This is a genomic window from Halomonas cerina (genome assembly GCF_014192215.1).
Taxonomy (GTDB): domain Bacteria; phylum Pseudomonadota; class Gammaproteobacteria; order Pseudomonadales; family Halomonadaceae; genus Halomonas; species Halomonas cerina.
On record NZ_JACHXP010000008.1, the window covers coordinates 176,692 to 193,435 of the forward strand.

A 16,744-nucleotide genomic window follows, 5' to 3' on the forward strand; every position below is an offset into this window, starting at 1 on the left:
TGGCTTACTCGGGACGTCGACGGGATTCATCCAGCAGGCTCTTGAGGCTCGCCGCCTTGGGCTTCACCAGCCAGAAGTGCCGGATAAACTCGCTGAAGTCCTCGAGAATCGCCTCGCCGCGCTTGGACCCGGTTTCCGCGACGTACTCCTCGATGACCTCCCGCAGATGTCGCCGGTGGGCTTCCATGGTCTCGGTATTCACCCGGTGGATCTCCACCAGTTCGTGGTTGTACTTGTCGACGAAGGTCCGGTCCTCGTCGAGCACATAGGCGAACCCGCCCGTCATGCCGGCACCGAAGTTGACGCCGGTCTCGCCGAGCACGGCGACCAGGCCGCCGGTCATGTACTCGCAGCAGTGATCGCCGGCCCCCTCGATGACCGCATGGGCGCCGGAGTTGCGCACCCCGAAGCGCTCGCCGGCGGTCCCGGCGGCGAACAGCTTGCCGCCGGTGGCACCATACAGGCAGGTATTGCCGATGATCGCCGTCTTGTGGCTCTCGAAGCGGCTTTCCCGGGGCGGCACGATCACCACCTTGCCGCCGTTCATGCCCTTGCCCACATAGTCGTTGGCATCGCCTTCCAGGTAGAGATGCAGGCCACGGGCGTTGAACACCCCGAAGCTCTGGCCGGCTACCCCCGTGAAGCGAGCCGTAATCGGCGCGTCCTCGAGCCCCGCCTCGCCATAGCGCTTGGCGATGGCCCCGGAGATGAGCGCCGCCACGGAGCGGTCGCAATTGGTGATGGCGAAGTCGAACTCGCCGCCGGCCTTGGTCTCGATGGCCTCACGCAGGGCCTCGAGCACCTCCTGGTTCTTGGCGCCCGGATCGTGGGGCACGTTGCGGCTGACCTGGCAGGACTGCGGGGCGTCGGCCGGCACGAAGTCGTTCTCCAGCAGTGGCGTCAGGTCGAGGCCGCGCTGGGAGGCGGTGACGCCTTCCAGCACCTCGAGCAGGTCGGTGCGGCCGATCAGATCGGTGAGCCGGCTCACCCCCAGCAGGGCCATCAGCTCACGCACCTCCTCGGCGATGAAGCGGAAGTAGTGCTTGACCATGTCCACGGTGCCACGGAAGTGCTCGTCGCGCAGGTACTGCATCTGGGTGGCGACCCCGGTGGCGCAGTTGTTGAGGTGGCAGATGCGCAGGTACTTGCAGCCCAGCGCCACCATCGGCGCAGTGCCGAAGCCGAAGCTCTCGGCGCCGAGGATCGCCGCCTTGACCACGTCAAGGCCGGTCTTCAGGCCACCGTCGGTCTGCAGGCGGATCTTGTCGCGCAGGCCGTTGATGCGCAGCGCCTGGTGGACCTCGGGCAGGCCGAGCTCCCAGGGGCTGCCGGCGTGCTTGATCGAGGTCAGGGGGCTCGCCGCGGTGCCGCCATCGTAGCCGGAGACGGTGATCAGGTCGGCATAGGCCTTGGCCACGCCGGTGGCGATGGTGCCGATGCCGGGCTCCGAGACCAGCTTGACCGAGACCTGAGCGTCCGGATTGATCTGCTTGAGATCGAAGATCAGCTGGGCCAGGTCCTCGATGGAGTAGATGTCGTGGTGCGGCGGTGGCGAGATCAGGGTGACGCCGGGCACGGAGTAGCGCAGCCGGGCGATCAGCTCATTGACCTTGCCGCCGGGCAGCTGGCCGCCCTCGCCGGGCTTGGCGCCCTGGGCCACCTTGATCTGCAGCACCTCGGCATTGACCAGATAGGCCGGCGTGACGCCGAAGCGCCCGGAGGCGATCTGCTTGATCTTCGAGCTTCGGATGGTGCCGTAGCGGGCCGGATCCTCGCCCCCCTCGCCGGAGTTGGAGCGCCCGCCGGCCTCGTTCATGGCCTGAGCCAGGGCCTCGTGGGCCTCCGGCGACAGCGCGCCCAGCGACATGCCGGCGCTGTCGAAGCGCGGCAGCAGCGCCTCGACCGATTCGACCTCCTCCAGTGGCAGCGGCTCGGCGGCCGGCGTGAGCCTGAGCAGATCCCGGATGGTGGCCGGGGCGCGGTCGTTGACCAGGGCAGCAAACTTCTTCCACTTGGTGTAGTCGCCCTCCTGCACGGCCTCCTGCAGCGCCTTGACCACGTCGGGGTTGTAGGCATGGTATTCGTGGCCATGCACGTACTTCATCAGCCCACCCTGGACGATGCCCTTGCGGGGCGTCCAGGCCTCCTTGGCCAGCAGTTCTTGCTGCAGCTGCAGCTCACTGAAGCCGGTGCCCTGAATGCGCGAGGCCATGCCCGTGAAGCACAGCTCCATGACCTCCTCGGCCAGGCCCACCGCCTCGAAGAGCTGCGAGCCGCGGTAGGAGGCGAGCGTCGAGATCCCCATCTTGGAGAGTATCTTGAATAGCCCCTTCTGCAGGCCCTTGCGGTAGTTCTCGCGGGCATCCGCCGGGTTGCCGGTAAGCTCGCCGGTGCGGTGCATGTCGGCCATGACCTGGTAGGCCAGCCAGGGATAGACCGCCGTCGCGCCCACGCCGAACAGCACCGCCATCTGGTGGGCGTCGCGAGCATAGCCGGTCTCGACCACGAGGTTGGCCCGCGGACGCAGTGCCAGGCGGCCGAGGTGATGGTGCACGGCCCCCACGGCCAGGGCCGCATGGATCGGCACCAACCCCTTGGCCAGCTCGGCGTCGGACAGCACCAGGATCACCTTGCCGTCGTGGACTGCCTGTTCGGCCTGGCGACAGAGCTCGAGGAGCGCCCCCTTGAGGCTGGTCGCCTCGGGATCATAGCCCAGCGAGAGGATGTGACTGGTGAAGTCGGGATCATCCTGGTTCAGCAGGGCGGTGAACTTGCGTGGTGACAGCACCGGGGTGGTCAGGATCAGCCGGTGAGCGTGCTCGGGGGTGGCCTTGAAGACGTTGCGCTCGGCGCCGATGCAGGTCTCCAGCGACATCACGATCGCCTCGCGCAGCGGGTCGATGGCGGGGTTGGTGACCTGCGCGAACTTCTGGCGAAAGTAGTCGGTCAGCAGGCGCTGCTTGCCGGAGAGCACCGCCATGGGCGTGTCGTCGCCCATCGAGCCCACCGCCTCCTGGCCGCTCTCGGCCAGCGGGCGCAGCACCTGATCGCGCTCCTCGAAGCTGACCTGGAACATCTTCTGCTGGGTGGCCAGGGCATCGGGCTCCATGTTCTGGAAGCTGGCCAGTTCGGTCAGTGCCGACTCCAGATAGTTGGCCTCCTGCTTCAGCCAGCGCTTGTAGGGGTAGGCGGACTTGAGACGCTCGTCGATGTCGCGGGTGTGCAGCACCTCGCCGGTCTCGGTGTCCACGGCCAGGATCTGCCCGGGCCCGACACGGCCCTTGGCCACCACGTCCTCGGGGGCGTAGTCGTAGGTGCCGATCTCCGAGGCCAGAGTGATGTAGCCGTTCTTGGTGATCACCCAGCGGGCCGGGCGCAGGCCGTTGCGGTCGAGCATGCACACCGCCTGCCGGCCGTCGGTCATCACCACCCCGGCCGGGCCATCCCAGGGCTCCATGTGCATGGAGTTGTATTCGTAGAAGGCGCGCAGTTCGCCGTCCATCAGCTCCACATTCTGCCAGGCCGGCGGGACCATCATGCGCACCGCACGATGCAGCTCCATGCCACCGCTGAGCAGCACCTCGAGCATGTTGTCCATGCTCGAGGAGTCGGAGCCGGTGGTGTTGACGATCTCGTCGAGCTCGGCGAGATCGGGCAGCCTGTCGCTGGTGAAGTTCTCCTTGCGCGAGTTCGCCCAACCGCGGTTGGCCTCGATGGTGTTGATCTCGCCGTTGTGGGCCAGAAAGCGGAACGGCTGGGCCAGCGGCCAGCGCGGGGCGGTATTGGTCGAGAAGCGCTGATGGAAGACGCAAATCGCCGTCTCGAGGCGCTCGTCACCGAGGTCCCGGTAGAAGGCCGGCAGGTCGACCGGCATCATTAGCCCCTTGTAGGAGACCACCTCGGCGGAGAGCGAGCAGACGTAGAAATCCTCCTCGCCATGCAACTTCTCCTCGGCCCGGCGCCGTGCCATGTAGAGGTCGACATCGAAGCGGTCGGCCCCCTCGCGGCGCGGCTCCACGAACAGCTGGCGGATGCGCGGCAGGCAGTCCAGTGCCAGGGGGCCGCAGACGCTCGCGTCCACGGGCACGTCACGCCAGCCATGGACCGTGAGGCCCCGGGCGGTGAGTTCCGCCTCGAGCACCTCGCGGCCATGCGCCTCGCGCGCATCGTCATCGGGCAGGAAGACCATGCCGGCGGCATAGGTCTCGCCGAGGGTCACGCCCAGGGCCTCATGGGCGGCCTCGCGCATGAAGGCGTCCGGCATCTTGAGCAGCAGGCCGCACCCATCACCGGTCTTGCCATCGGCGGCGATGCCGCCGCGATGGGTCATGCAGGTCAGGGACTCGATGGCGGTTTTCAGCAGGTCGTGACTGGCTTCGCCTTCCATGTGGGCGATCAGGCCGAACCCGCAGTTGTCACGAAACTCGCCGGGCTGATGAAGACCTCTGTTCATGGGCGCGCCTCAGGTAAAAGGGTTTCTTTGGCAGCCAGTTCGTGATATTTTTATATGTTTTTCTTTTATCACGACCCGCCTCATGCGGCGCCTGGACTGCTCGGCAAAAGGCCTGACAGCATAGCCAGACCGACCCTCCGGCGCAATGCCGTCGCCCCACCCCGCCCACAAAAAGCAGTGCCAAATCCGCGACTTGCATCGCCATTCGATAAAAAAAACCTGCCAAGTCAAACGCTTGCGCCTGACAGCCAGACGCGACAGGCTGTCGCCAATCATGGCTAGACTTTGGCCTAACAACGCCCCTCTCATCCATGCCGATCCGGCATAAGGCATACGGATTCCCGCAGAGCGTCTCACCCTGACACGGCGACGCCCGCACGGAGGCGGGCGTCGTCCAGGGCGCGTCGAACAGCGGCCTCAGCGGCGCGGGAAGACCTCGAGGAGCCCGGCGAGGGTCTCGGCAGGCGTTTCGTCGTGGATACAGGCCTCTCCGAGGGCACGCAGCAGGATCAGCCGCAGGCGACCGTCGAGGTTCTTCTTGTCCAGGCGCATGATGGCCAGAAAGTCGTCCACCGACATGTTGGCCGGCGCGGCCAGCGGCAGCCCGGCCGCTGCGATGATCGCACGCACACGCGCCGTCTCCGCCTCGCCGAGCCAGCCCAGCCGGCGGGAAAGCTCGGCGGCCATCAGCATGCCGGCACCCACCGCCTCGCCGTGGAGCCAGGTGCCGTAGCCCTGGTGCGCCTCGATGGCATGGCCGAAGGTGTGGCCCAGGTTAAGCAGGGCGCGCACCCCCTGCTCGGTCTCGTCCTCGGCGACCACCTCAGCCTTGATCGTACAGCTGCGTTCGATGGCGCGGGTCAGGGCATCGGATGCCAAGCCCCGCAGTGCCGGCATCTCGGCCTCCAGCCAGGCCAGAAAATCGGCATCGCGGATCAGGCCGTACTTGATCACCTCGGCGAGCCCCGCGGAGAGCTGCCGGGGCGGCAGGGTCGACAGGGTATCGGTATCGATCAGCACGGCCCGAGGCTGCCAGAAGGCCCCGATCATGTTCTTGCCGCGGGGATGGTTGACTCCGGTCTTGCCGCCCACCGAGGAGTCCACCTGGGCGAGCAGCGTGGTCGGGACCTGCACGAAGGCCACCCCGCGCTGGTAGCAGGCGGCGGCGAAGCCGACCATGTCGCCGATCACCCCGCCACCGAGGGCGATCAAGGTGCAGCGACGGTTGAAGCCCGCCTCGAGCAGGGCGTCCCAGATCCGTTCGACGCAGGCCAAGGTCTTGGTGGCCTCGCCATCGGGCAGCACCAGCTCGCACACCGTCAAGTCGTCGGCCAGGCTCTGCTTCAGGCGCTCGAGGTAGCGGGGCGCGACCACCTCATTGGTGACGATCATCACCTGACGACCGGCCAAGTACGGCGCCAGCCACTGGGGGTCACCGAGCAGCCCGGGACCGATATGAATAGGATAGCTGCGCGCTCCGAGCGCCACACGCAGGGTAGTGGGGGTGGAACGGGTCTCGGTCATGATTCAGGCCTTGCATTGCAGGGGGTCGACCAGGCGCTGTACGCGCCTGACGATCTCGCCGACCACGCCCCGCGGGCCGCGCCGGTCGGTGCGCACCACCAGGTCCGCGGTGGCGCGATAGAGGGGGTCGCGCAGGGCGAACATCTCCCGGAGCACCTGCTCGCGGTCGCCGCGCTGCAGCAGCGGACGATTGCGGTCCTTGGCGGTGCGCTTGAGCTGCTGCTCCACGGTGGTATAGAGGTAGATCACGGTACCGCTGTCACGCAGCAGGCGGCGATTCTCTTCGCGCAGCACGGCGCCACCGCCGGTGGCGATCACGACGCCCTCCCGGCCGGTCAGGTCGTGGATCATCTGTGTCTCGCGGTCGCGGAAGCCCGCCTCCCCCTCCACGTCGAAGATCCAGGGGATATCGGCGCCGCAGCGGGCCTGGATCTCGTGGTCGCTGTCGAAGAAGTCGCGTGACAGCTCGGCCGCCAGGAGGCGGCCGATGGTGCTCTTGCCGGCCCCCATGGGGCCGACCAAGATCAGGTTGGGTAGTGCCTGCATCAGCGAATGGCCAGGTTGTCGTCCAGTATTCGGGGCGTGATGAATACCAGCAACTCTACCTTATCATTGGCCTCCTCGGTATAGCGGAAGAGCTTTCCGAGCACCGGCAGGTCCCCCAGGAAGGGGGTCTTGAACAGGCTGCGCACCTGCTCGGTAGTCAGGATCCCGCCCAGCACCACGGTCTCGCCGTTATCCACCAGCACCTGAGTGGTAATCTCGTTGGTATCGATGGCCGGCGCCCCGTTGAAGCTCTGGTCGGCCACGGTGTCGTTGTTGATCACCAGGTCCATGATGATGCGGTTGTCCGGGGTGATCTGCGGGGTGACCTCCAGCGACAGCACCGCCTCCTTGAACTCGGTATTGGTGGCCCCGCTGGAAGTGGACTCCTGGTAGGGGATCTCGGTGCCCTGCTTGATCAGCGCCGTGCGCTGGTTGGCGGTGATCACCCGCGGCTGGGAGATGGTCTGGCTCTTGCCCTCGCTTTCCAGGGCGCGCAGCTCAAGATCCAACAGGATATCGCCGGACAGGTAGCCAAAATTGAAGGCTGACAGTGGGTTATCGCTGCCCAGGTCGACAGTAAGCCCGCCTCGGTTGAACAGCGTATCGCTTGGCGCACTGAACCGGCCGGCAAAATCGCCCTCGGCGAACCGCCTCCCTTCCGATACCAGGGGCTCACCGGTGGAAGCGCCGGATACGTCAATCCGGCCGCCGTCACGGGGGGAAGACACGCCCCAGTTGATGCCCAGTTCTCGGGTGGCGCTGTCCCGGGCGATGACGATACGCGCCTCGATCTGTACCTGGCGCACCGCCACGTCCAGCCGCTCCAGGGTCTGGATGATCGTGGCGATCTGCTCGGCGGTGTCTTGGACCAGCAGGGTGTTGGTGCGCGGATCGACCGCCACCTTGCCGCGCTCGGTGAGCAGACCGAAGCCCTCCTCGCCCCGCAGCAGCGCTGCAAGTTCCGAGGCCTTGGCGTACTTGACCTGAATGTACTCGGTTTCCAGCGGCGCCAGGGTCTCCATCTGCTCCCGAGCCGCCAGTTCCTGGCGCTCCATCTGTGCCAGTTCCTCGGCCGGGGCCACCACGATCACGTTGCCCTCCTGGCGGCTGGCCAGGCCATGGCTCTTGAGCACCAGATCCAGGGCCTGGTCCCAGGGCACGTCCTCGAGGTTCAGGGTGACGCGGCCGGTGACACTGTCGCTGGCCACCAGGTTGAGCCCGGTGAAGTCGGCGATGATGGCCAGCACCGAGCGCACCGCGATGTCCTGGAAGTTCAGGGTAATGCGCTCGCCGGTGTAGGGGAAGGCCTCGCGCTCCTGTGTCTCACGGCTCGCCGGGGCGACCGGCTCGGCGGCGATGACCAACTGGCGGCCGCTCTGGGTGGAGAACATCGCGTACTCTCCCTGGCCCTGGATCTCCAGGGTCACGCCGTCCGGTCCGCGGCGCGGGGTAATGCGCTGAAGCGGGGTGCCGAAGTCACTGACATCGTAGACCTGATTCAGCGAGGCGGGCAGTTCGACATCCAGCAGTTCGGCGACAATGCGGTTTCGGCCGCTCTCGCGGACCCGGGTCTCCACCCCGGGACGGTCGAAGGTGACCACCAGGCGACCGGCGCCGCCGGCGCCGCGCCGGAAATCGATGTCCTCCACCGTGGGGGCCGTGCTGGACACCGCTGGCGCCGTGGTCGATGGCATCGCGGTGGTCGGCCGGCTCGCCGCCACCTCGCCCCCACCACCGATGCTCAGGCGCAGGCGTTCTCCCTGCTGGACGGTGTTGTAGGGCAGCGGGCGCTCGAGGTCGAAGACCAGGCGCGTCCGGGCGCCGGCCTCCAGGGCGGTCACCCGCTCTACTCCACCGATGCCCAGGACCTGACGACGACGGTCGAGGGCGCTGGCCGTGTCCATCAGATCGATGGTCAGCCGGGGCGGATCATCGAGGCGATAGCCGCGCACCTCGGGGACCGGCCCACTGAAGGCCAGGTCCACCTCGAGGGCGCCATCCCCTCCCCGGCGGTAGCTCAGGTCAGTGAGCGTGGAGGCCGCCATAGCCGTCGTGGAGACGGCCAGCAGCATCAGTGTGGCGAGGCCATGCATCAACGCGTTTATCATTCCATTATCCCTGCGTCGCCCCCCTTCCGAGGAGGCGACACCCTATTGTTGGTCATTCCCAGCTTGTTGGTCATCCAGCGTCAGACGGGTACTGCGTTCCACCCAGTCGCCGCGCCCGGTGGGCACGATCTCGACCAGTTGCACCGAGCGTCCGGTGATGCCGACGATGCGGCCGAAGTCGCTGCCCAGGTGGTCGCCGACCCGCAGGCGGTGCACGGTACCGTCCGGCGCGCGCACCAGTGCCGACGGCTGGCCACCCACCGAGAGGGTGCCGACCAGTTCAAGCGCACTCAGGTCGAAGGCCTCCAGCGGCTCCCTGGGACGTGAGCGGTCGGGCTCCAGGTCCGACTCGCCTGGCGGCAGCGCCTCGGGCTCCGGCAGCCGGGCCTGGAAGGGACTGCGCTCGTCGGCGAAACGATAGTCCACCGCGGGAGTGTCGGGCAGCGGGGGCAGGGGGAGCAGGCTATCCACGCCAGGGTCGGCACGCAGCGACGCGAGCTCACGCTCGAGCGTGTCCAGGTTGGCGTCGCTGCAACCGGCCAGGGCGACCAGCAGGGCCACGCCCCCCCCTCTTGCCGGCCAGACACTCATGAGCCCTCCTCCTCGGCCGCCGCTCGTTCCTCATCGGAGCGATAGCTGTAGGTGCGCGCCAGCATGGAGAGCTGAAGGCGCCCCCCGTCATCGACCGGCGCGAGACTGAAATCATGCTGGGTCACCACCCGTGGCAGGTCGGCGATCCCGGCGATGAAGGAGGCGATACGGTGGTAGTCGCCCTGGACCCGGATATCGAAGGGACGCTCCACGTAGAACTCGCGGGTCTCCGGGCTGCGCAGGCGAATGATGTCGATGGTCAGCTGATTATCGAGGGCCGTCTCGCTGATGCTGTCGATCAGCGAGGGGATCTCGGCCCCGCCGGGCAGCATGGCCACCAGCGTCGACAGGCGCGCGTCGAGCGCCTCGACCTGGGCGCGCAGCGCCGGCAGGTCGGCCGCCTGGGCCGACTTGCGGCGGTAGTCCCGCAGCAGCTGCGCCTCCTCTTCACGAGCCGATGCGAGCGCCTCGGCCCTGGGGGCGGCCAGGTACCAGTACATGCCGGCGAAGGTGAGCCCCATCACCAACAGAGCGCAGCACAGCTGCAGCAGCAAGGGCCAGCTGCCGGCCTCCTTGATGTCCAGCTCCCCCCAGTCTAGCTCGCGCAGGCGGCGAAACTCTCCGGACAGGCTCATGGTTCCCCCTCCCCGCCTGGCGTCGCGGGCATGTGCTGACTCACGGTCAGGGTGAAGCGGCGCATGGCATCCGAGGACTCCACCTCGGAGAGCACCGGCACATCGAAGACCGGCGACGCCTCGAGGGCCCGCAACTGATCGGAAACCTGACGATTGCGCTCGGCGCGACCCTCCAGGCGTAGTCGATCGCCTTGGCGGTCGAGCCCCACGTAGTGCACGCCCTCCTGCAGGCTCGCCACCAGGGCGTTGAAGACATGCACGGTCTGCGGGCGTCCCGTCTGGAGCCGCTGGAAGACCTCGAGCTGCGCCCTGAGGGAGACCACCTGCGCCTCGTATTGTCCCAGCAGCTCGATGTTGCGGTCCAACTCGGCCATCCTGTCACGAATCAGCGCATGACGCGCCTGCTGGGCCGTCAGCTGCTGCTCGTAGTAGCGGGTCATCCCGTAGCCGCCCCCCAGGCCGATGAGGGCCATCAGCACCAGGGCCACGTGAAAGCGCCGGCTGCGGCGCGCCCGCCGCGCCTCTCGCCAGGGCAGCAGGTTGATGTCGATGGTCATGGCCGGCCCCGCATCGCCAGCCCGCAGGCGGTGAGCATGGCCGGCGCATCACCGGCCAGGGTTGGCACATCGATGCGGGGATTGATCCGCATCTGCTGGAAGGGGTTGGCAATCACCACCTCCATGCCGCTCTCCTCGGTGAGACGTTCGGCCAGTCCCGGCAGGACACTGGTGCCGCCGGCCAGCACCATCTGGCGCACCTCGTGCTTGCGTCCGGCGGTATAATAGAGCTGCAGGGAACGGCCCACTTGCTGAACCAGGGTATCCAGGAAGGGCTCGAGCACGCTGTCGGGGTAGTCTTCCGGCAGGCCACCGCGCTTCTTGGCCAACCCCGCCTCCTCCAGGCTCAGCCCGTAGCGGTTGCGGATTTCCTCGGTCAGCTGGCGCCCGCCGAAGACGGTGTCACGACTGTAGGTGATGCGTCCCTCGCGCAGCACGTGGAAGGCATTCATGTTGGCCCCAATGTCCACCAGGGCCACACAGTCCTCATCACCGTAGGTCGGCGAGAGCTGCGGTCGCAACGCGGTGAAGGCGCGCTCCATGGCAAAGGACTCGACATCCACGGCGGCAGGGGTCAGGCCGGACGCCACCAGCGCCTCGGTCAGCTGGCTGACGTCCTGCTGTCGGCAGGCGACCAGCAGGACATCCTGCTGGTCGCCATAGCGCGCATTCAGCCCCAGCCGCTGGAAGTCGAAGGCGACCTCGCTGAACGGAAAGGGGATGTGCTTGTCGGAGTCGAGCTGGATGCGCGCTTCGATCTCGTCATCGTTGAGCGAGGCGGGCAGGGTGAGGGTCTTGGTGATGGCGGCACTGGCCGGCACCGCGACGGCCGCCTGGCGGGAAGCCGGCCGGGCATGCTCCACCGCCCGCCCGAGCGCCTCGACCACCGCATCCATGTCGCGTATCCGGCGCTCCACGACGGCGCCTTCGCGAAACGGCCGAACCGCATAGCTATCGACCTGATGAGTGGACCCCGAGCGCCTCAGTTCAAGGAGCTTGACGGTGGCCGAAGTGATGTCGACACCGACGAGTCCCTTGCCGGCTGCTCTCAATCGCATCAAAGGTCACGCCTCTGCCTGAATCGTGCGGCGAACCGCGCATTCGAGATGGTGGCCCCGGAGGAAAGCATGAGCGACCTTCACCGGAATCCTGCATCAGAGGTTACATGATATTTCCCGATCTCACACGACTCCCCATCCCGCGGGTCGTCAACGCTGGTGGTCGCCCGGCCCCCTTCCTATAATGGCGGGCGCAACGGACACCCCCTCATCGTCAGTCACCGCCTCTCCGCTCTCGATCTCAGCATGGATACCGCGTCTCAATGAAGTTTCTCAGAACCCTGATCGTCTCGGCACTGTGGCTGCTGCTCTCCCTCGGCACCGCGGCCGTGCTGGGGGTGGTAGGGGCCGCCCTCTACTTCGCGCCCGGCCTTCCCGACGTCCGCCAGCTGCAGGACTATGAGCTGCAGACCCCGCTGCGCATCTACACCCGTGACGGCAAGCTGATCGGCGAGTATGGTGAGGAACGCCGCACGCCGGTGTCGTATGACGAGATTCCCGACACCATGGTGCAGGCCCTGATGGCCGCCGAGGATGCCGGCTATTTCGACCACCAGGGCGTCGACCCCAAGGGCATCGCCCGGGCCGCCGTGGAGCTGTTGGCCAGCGGGGGCGACATCCAGTCGGGGGGGTCCACCATCACCATGCAGGTGGCCCGCAACTACCTGCTGACGCTGGACCGCACCTTCACCCGCAAGATCCGCGAGATCCTGCTGGCCCTGCAGATGGAGCAGATCCTCTCCAAGGAGGAGATCCTAGAGCTCTATGTCAACAAGATCTATCTGGGCAACCGGGCCTACGGCATCGCGGCGGCGGCCGAGGTCTACTATGGCCGGCCGCTCGGCGAGCTGACCCTCGCCGAGACCGCCATGATGGCCGGCCTGCCCAAGGCTCCCTCGGCCCTCAACCCGCTGGCCAATGCCGAACGGGCGCTGATCCGTCGCAACTGGATCCTGTTTCGCATGCGTGAACTGGGCTACATCGCCCCGGCCGCCTACGACGAGGCCGTACAGTCGCCGATCACCGCGCGCCGCCATGTCACCCCGACCGAGGTGGAGGCCGACTACGTGGCCGAGATGGCCCGCCAGTTCGCCCTGAAGCGCTATGGCGACCAGGCCTATACCGACGGCTATCGTATCCACACTACCCTGGATGGCGAGTTGCAACAGCTCGCGCGTGAGGCGCTGGCCCGCGGCCTGATCGAGTACGACACGCGCCATGGCTGGCGCGGTCCAGAGCAGACCGACATCCCGCAGAGCCTGGCCGAGGCCCAGGAACGCACCGAGCGCCAGGGGCTCGAGGAGGAGCTGGCCGAGTCCCCCGAGGTCATGCAAACCGCCCGGCGTGCCGCCGAGCGCAGCCAGACCGAGGTCGCAGGCATCGACGGCGATGTCAGCAACTGGCTGCAGGTGCTGGAGCGCACGCCCGTCTATGGCCCGCTCGAGCCGGCCATCGTAGTGGCCAGCGAAGGCCGCGAGATGCGCGTCCTGACCCGTCGCGGTGAGGTCCACAGCATCGCCTGGGAGGGCCTCGACTGGGCCCGCCCCTACCGCGGCGCGAACCGCCGCGGGGCCGCCCCCTCCGCGGCCGGCGAGATCGCCGAACGCGGCGATCTGGTGCGCATCCTGTCGCGCGAGGAGGGCGGCTGGCGGCTCGCCCAACGCCCGGATGCCGAGGGGTCGCTGGTCGTCCTGGCGCCCGCCAGCGGGGCCATCCTGGCCCTCCAGGGCGGCTTCGACTTCGATGCCAGCAAGTTCAACCGCGCCGTCCAGGCGCGCCGCCAGGCCGGCTCCATCTTCAAGCCGTTCGTCTACCTGGCGGCGCTGGACAGCGGCGAGATGACCCCAGCCAGCGTGGTCAACGATGCCCCGGTGGTGGTGGCAGACGGCAGCAACGAGACCTGGCGGCCGGCCAACTCCAGCGGCGATTTCCTCGGCCCGACGCGACTGCGCACCGCCCTGGCCCGCTCCCGCAACCTGGTCACCATCCGCGTGCTGCAGTCTCTCGGGTTGGATCGTACCATCGGCTTCCTCGAAGGCTTCGGCTTCGCCGAGAGCCAGCTGCCTCACGGCCTCTCCCTGGCCCTGGGCAGTGCCAGCCTGACCCCGCTGGAGATGGCCAATGCCTACGCGGTCCTGGCCAACGGCGGCTTTCAGGTCTCGCCCTGGTTCATCGAACGGGTGACCCGCGGTGACGACGACACCGTCATCGACGAGGCTCGCCCGCGGCTCGCCTGCGGCCGCTGCCCGGAAGGCCAGGAAAGCGTGGAGATCGATGGCCAGCGCTATGACATACCGCCCCGGGTCGCCGACCCAGCCGCCGTCTACATCCTTCGCGACATGCTGCGCGACGTGGTCGAGCGCGGCACCGCCCGCGGCGCCCTCGCCCTCGGCCGCGAGGACATCGTCGGCAAGACGGGAACCACCAACGAGCAGCGCGACGCCTGGTTCGCCGGCTTCAACAGCGACCTCGTCGCCACCGTCTGGGTCGGCAAGGACAACAACGAGCCGACCGGCGAATACGGCTCCCAGGCCGCCCTGCCGATCTGGATGGATTTCATGGGCAAGGCACTGGAGGGTCAGCCGGAGCGCTGGCCCGAGCGTCCCGATGACGTGGTCGTGCGCCGCGTCGATCCGGACACCGGCCGCCTGCTCCATGATGACCAGCCCGGCGGCATCGAGGAGCTGTTCCGAGCCGACCACCTGCCGGGCTACCAGCCTCGCCGGATCGAACGCGAGGTCGAGCAGCAGAGTGGCTCGCAGGGCACTGGTGCCTACGAGGCCATCTTCTAGCGGCCATCCCCATACCCGGGTGGCAGGGACGCCACCCGCCTTGCCATCATTCACCGAACCGCTGAGGACCGCCACCGCGATCGGTCCCCGGGGCCTTTGTTATGCCGTATCATGCGACACGTCATTCCCTGATACCGGGCCTGGCCCTCTGCGCGCTGCTGGGGACCGCCGACGGCGCCCAGGCCAGCCCCTTCTATGCCCCGCCACCGCCCGAGGAAGACACCCCGGTCTTCAGCGGTGAGGCCGAACTCGGCTTCACCCAGCTATCGGGCAATACCGACAGCCAAACCCTGATCGGTAAGGGCCGCCTGAACTGGCTGACCGGCGATGTGATGCACAGCCTGCGGGGCGAGGTGCGCAACGTCTCTCGGGACAGTGAGACCAGCGCCGAACAGTATCTGGTCGCCCTGCGCGAGCGCCTGGAGCTCGAGGGCCCCCACTACCTGTTTGGCTTCGCCCGCTGGGAAAAGGACCGTTTCGGAGGCTATGAGCACCAGCTCACCAGCATTGTCGGCTACGGCCGACAGCTGCTTGATACCGATGCTCACCAGTTGTCGGTCGAGGCCGGGCCCGGCTTTCGCTTCGATGCCATCCGCGATGCCCCCAACCAGCGCCTCGCCGTCGGCTATGGTGCCGTGGACTACCACTGGGCGCTCTCGGAGAGCGCGAGCTTCGCCCAGGAGGCCTCGATCGAGCGCACCGACGACAACCTCACCACGCGCTCGCTGTCATCGATCACGGCCCGTCTCAATGCCCACCTGGCCCTCAAGCTTTCCCATGAGATCGAGCACATCTCACGCCCACCGCTGAGCGCCTCGGCACGCACTGATCGCACCACCAGCGCCTCGCTGCTCTACAACTGGTAGCCTGGCGGGATCAGCCGCCGTAGACGTCGTCCACGGTCTTCAGCGGATAGTGGGACGGGTAAGGCCGACGCGCCACGCCGGAGTCGACGGCCGCCTGGGCCACCGCCGACGTGACCCGCCCGAGCAGGCGCACGTCCACCGGCGTGGGGATGATGTACTCGGGACCGAAGTGCATCGACTCCATCTCGTAGGCCTCCAGCACCTCCTTCGGCACCGGCTCCCGCGCCAGGTCCTTAAGGGCATGGACCGCGGCCACCTTCATCTCCTCGTTGATGCGCGTGGCCCGCACATCCAGTGCCCCGCGAAAGATAAAGGGAAAGCCCAGCACATTGTTGACCTGGTTGGGATAGTCGGAGCGCCCGGTGGCCATGATCACGTCGGGCCGCGTCTCCCGCGCCAGGTCCGGATGGATCTCCGGGTCGGGGTTGGTGCAGGCGAAGACCACCGGGTTGGGCGCCATCGCGCGAATATGGTCGGCGGTCATCAGGCCGGGGCCGGAGAGGCCGACGAAGACATCGGCCCCGTCGATGGCATCGGCCAGGGTCCGCTTGTCGGTCTCGACGGCGAACATGGCCTTGTACTGGTTGAGGTCCTCACGGCCGGCATGGATCACGCCCTTGCGGTCGAGCATGATCAGATTCTCGGCCCGCGCTCCGCAGGCCACCAGCAACTTCATGCAGGCGATGGCGGCGGCACCGGCCCCCAGGCAGACGATCCGCGCCTCCTCGAGGCGCTTGCCGGCGATGTCCAGGGCGTTGAGCATGCCGGCAGCCGTGACGATGGCGGTGCCGTGCTGGTCGTCATGGAAGACCGGGATGCTGCACTGCTCGATCAGCGCCTGCTCGATCTCGAAGCACTCGGGGGCCTTGATATCCTCGAGATTGATGCCGCCCCAGGTATCGGCGATGCGTGCCACGGTATCGATGAAGGCCTGCGGGCTCTCGGCGTTGACCTCCACGTCGGTGGAGTTGATGCCGGCGAAACGCTTGAAGAGCACTCCCTTGCCCTCCATCACCGGCTTGCTGGCCAGGGGCCCGAGGTTGCCGAGCCCGAGGATAGCGCTGCCGTCGGATATCACGGCCACCATGTTGCCCTTGCCGGTATACAGGTAGGCGGTTTCCGGATCACGGGCAATCTCGCGGACGGGTTCGGCCACGCCAGGGCTATACGCCAGGGAAAGGTCACGGGCGGTGGCGGTCGGCTTGGTCAGCTCCACCGACAGCTTTCCGGGGATGGGTTTGGCGTGATAGTCCAGTGCCGCTTGTCGCTTCGCGTCTGTCATGCTGTGGGTCCGGATACAGAATTGGGAGGAAGAGAATATAAAAAAAATTCCCGCCACTCAACTTTCGTCAATATTTACCCTATTGGACGCTTGTTTTAAGACGATCCCGACTATTTGTCGCAACTTATACCAGACATTCCCATCATAATACTTCACTTATCGACACCACTCCACCCGGCAGCCAGCCCCAACACCATGGCCCAGAATCGAGTAGGAGGGGGAGTCGCCTCCCCCGTCCTCTCACACCACCGGGCATACGGTTCCGTACCACGGCGGTTCATGAAAAACGACTAAGCCCTCTTACCGTCTCGAGTACCGAGATCATTCCCTGC

The 16,744-nt window shown here is 67.1% G+C and carries 11 protein-coding genes; 2 read left to right on the forward strand and 9 right to left on the reverse strand.

All coding sequences use genetic code 11. The features are described from left to right. Positions 1 to 4 precede the first annotated feature (4 nt). The 8 genes from gltB to pilM form a co-directional block, all read right to left on the reverse strand. A complete protein-coding gene (gltB, locus tag FHR94_RS10025; protein ID WP_183325568.1) occupies positions 5 to 4,453 on the reverse strand; it encodes a glutamate synthase large subunit in 4,449 nt (1,482 codons plus the stop codon). A gap of 417 nt (positions 4,454 to 4,870) precedes the next feature. Then, on the reverse strand, positions 4,871 to 5,977 hold the full coding sequence (aroB, locus tag FHR94_RS10030; RefSeq protein ID WP_183325569.1) for a 3-dehydroquinate synthase: 1,107 nt from the start codon (positions 5,975 to 5,977) through the stop codon (positions 4,871 to 4,873). A 3-nt stretch (positions 5,978 to 5,980) separates the two neighbouring features. Continuing rightward, entirely contained in the window at positions 5,981 to 6,523 is a 543-nt protein-coding gene (aroK, locus tag FHR94_RS19655; RefSeq protein WP_183325570.1) for a shikimate kinase AroK, read from the reverse strand. Next, on the reverse strand, positions 6,523 to 8,631 hold the full coding sequence (locus FHR94_RS10040) for a type IV pilus secretin PilQ (protein ID WP_246389887.1): 2,109 nt from the start codon (positions 8,629 to 8,631) through the stop codon (positions 6,523 to 6,525). The genes aroK and FHR94_RS10040 overlap by 1 nt, the downstream gene beginning before the upstream one ends. Before the next feature lie 42 nt (positions 8,632 to 8,673). Continuing rightward, the gene (locus FHR94_RS10045; protein WP_183325571.1) at positions 8,674 to 9,222 is read right to left on the reverse strand and encodes a pilus assembly protein PilP; all 549 of its coding nucleotides are present in this window, start codon (positions 9,220 to 9,222) and stop codon (positions 8,674 to 8,676) included. Further along, on the reverse strand, positions 9,219 to 9,857 hold the full coding sequence (locus FHR94_RS10050) for a type IV pilus inner membrane component PilO (protein WP_183325572.1): 639 nt from the start codon (positions 9,855 to 9,857) through the stop codon (positions 9,219 to 9,221). The genes FHR94_RS10045 and FHR94_RS10050 overlap by 4 nt, the downstream gene beginning before the upstream one ends. After that, positions 9,854 to 10,414: a PilN domain-containing protein gene (locus tag FHR94_RS10055; RefSeq protein ID WP_183325573.1), complete on the reverse strand. Its 561-nt coding sequence runs from the start codon at positions 10,412 to 10,414 to the stop codon at positions 9,854 to 9,856. Before FHR94_RS10055 ends, FHR94_RS10050 begins: the two co-directional genes overlap by 4 nt. Further along, a complete protein-coding gene (gene pilM / locus FHR94_RS10060; protein ID WP_183325574.1) occupies positions 10,411 to 11,472 on the reverse strand; it encodes a type IV pilus assembly protein PilM in 1,062 nt (353 codons plus the stop codon). Before pilM ends, FHR94_RS10055 begins: the two co-directional genes overlap by 4 nt. A 263-nt stretch (positions 11,473 to 11,735) precedes the next feature. Between pilM and FHR94_RS10065 the strand changes: the two genes are divergently transcribed. Both FHR94_RS10065 and FHR94_RS10070 read left to right on the forward strand, forming a co-directional pair. Further along, positions 11,736 to 14,264, forward strand: coding sequence for a penicillin-binding protein 1A (locus FHR94_RS10065; RefSeq protein WP_183325575.1), 2,529 nt, complete (start codon positions 11,736 to 11,738; stop codon positions 14,262 to 14,264). A 101-nt stretch (positions 14,265 to 14,365) separates the two neighbouring features. Beyond that, on the forward strand, positions 14,366 to 15,130 hold the full coding sequence (locus FHR94_RS10070; RefSeq protein WP_183325576.1) for a DUF481 domain-containing protein: 765 nt from the start codon (positions 14,366 to 14,368) through the stop codon (positions 15,128 to 15,130). Positions 15,131 to 15,140: 10 nt separating this feature from the next. On the opposite strand, the gene FHR94_RS10075 is transcribed toward FHR94_RS10070, so the two are convergent. Next, positions 15,141 to 16,412 carry a malic enzyme-like NAD(P)-binding protein gene (locus tag FHR94_RS10075; RefSeq protein WP_183325577.1) on the reverse strand — a complete coding sequence of 424 codons (1,272 nt, stop codon included), beginning with the start codon at positions 16,410 to 16,412 and terminating at the stop codon, positions 15,141 to 15,143. Positions 16,413 to 16,744: the final 332 nt, after the last annotated feature.

Excerpts from the sequence above, each read along its gene's own strand:
- FHR94_RS10070 (WP_183325576.1), top strand. The coding sequence starts at position 14,366 with ATGCCGTATCATGCGACACGTCATTCCCTGATACCGGGCCTGGCCCTC.
- FHR94_RS10050 (WP_183325572.1), bottom strand. The coding sequence starts at position 9,857 with ATGAGCCTGTCCGGAGAGTTTCGCCGCCTGCGCGAGCTAGACTGGGGG.
- FHR94_RS10045 (WP_183325571.1), bottom strand. The coding sequence starts at position 9,222 with ATGAGTGTCTGGCCGGCAAGAGGGGGGGGCGTGGCCCTGCTGGTCGCC.
- FHR94_RS10040 (WP_246389887.1), bottom strand. The coding sequence starts at position 8,631 with ATGATAAACGCGTTGATGCATGGCCTCGCCACACTGATGCTGCTGGCC.
- aroK (WP_183325570.1), bottom strand. The coding sequence starts at position 6,523 with ATGCAGGCACTACCCAACCTGATCTTGGTCGGCCCCATGGGGGCCGGC.
- FHR94_RS10055 (WP_183325573.1), bottom strand. The coding sequence starts at position 10,414 with ATGACCATCGACATCAACCTGCTGCCCTGGCGAGAGGCGCGGCGGGCG.
- FHR94_RS10075 (WP_183325577.1), bottom strand. The coding sequence starts at position 16,412 with ATGACAGACGCGAAGCGACAAGCGGCACTGGACTATCACGCCAAACCC.
- pilM (WP_183325574.1), bottom strand. The coding sequence starts at position 11,472 with ATGCGATTGAGAGCAGCCGGCAAGGGACTCGTCGGTGTCGACATCACT.
- gltB (WP_183325568.1), bottom strand. The coding sequence starts at position 4,453 with ATGAACAGAGGTCTTCATCAGCCCGGCGAGTTTCGTGACAACTGCGGG.
- aroB (WP_183325569.1), bottom strand. The coding sequence starts at position 5,977 with ATGACCGAGACCCGTTCCACCCCCACTACCCTGCGTGTGGCGCTCGGA.
- FHR94_RS10065 (WP_183325575.1), top strand. The coding sequence starts at position 11,736 with ATGAAGTTTCTCAGAACCCTGATCGTCTCGGCACTGTGGCTGCTGCTC.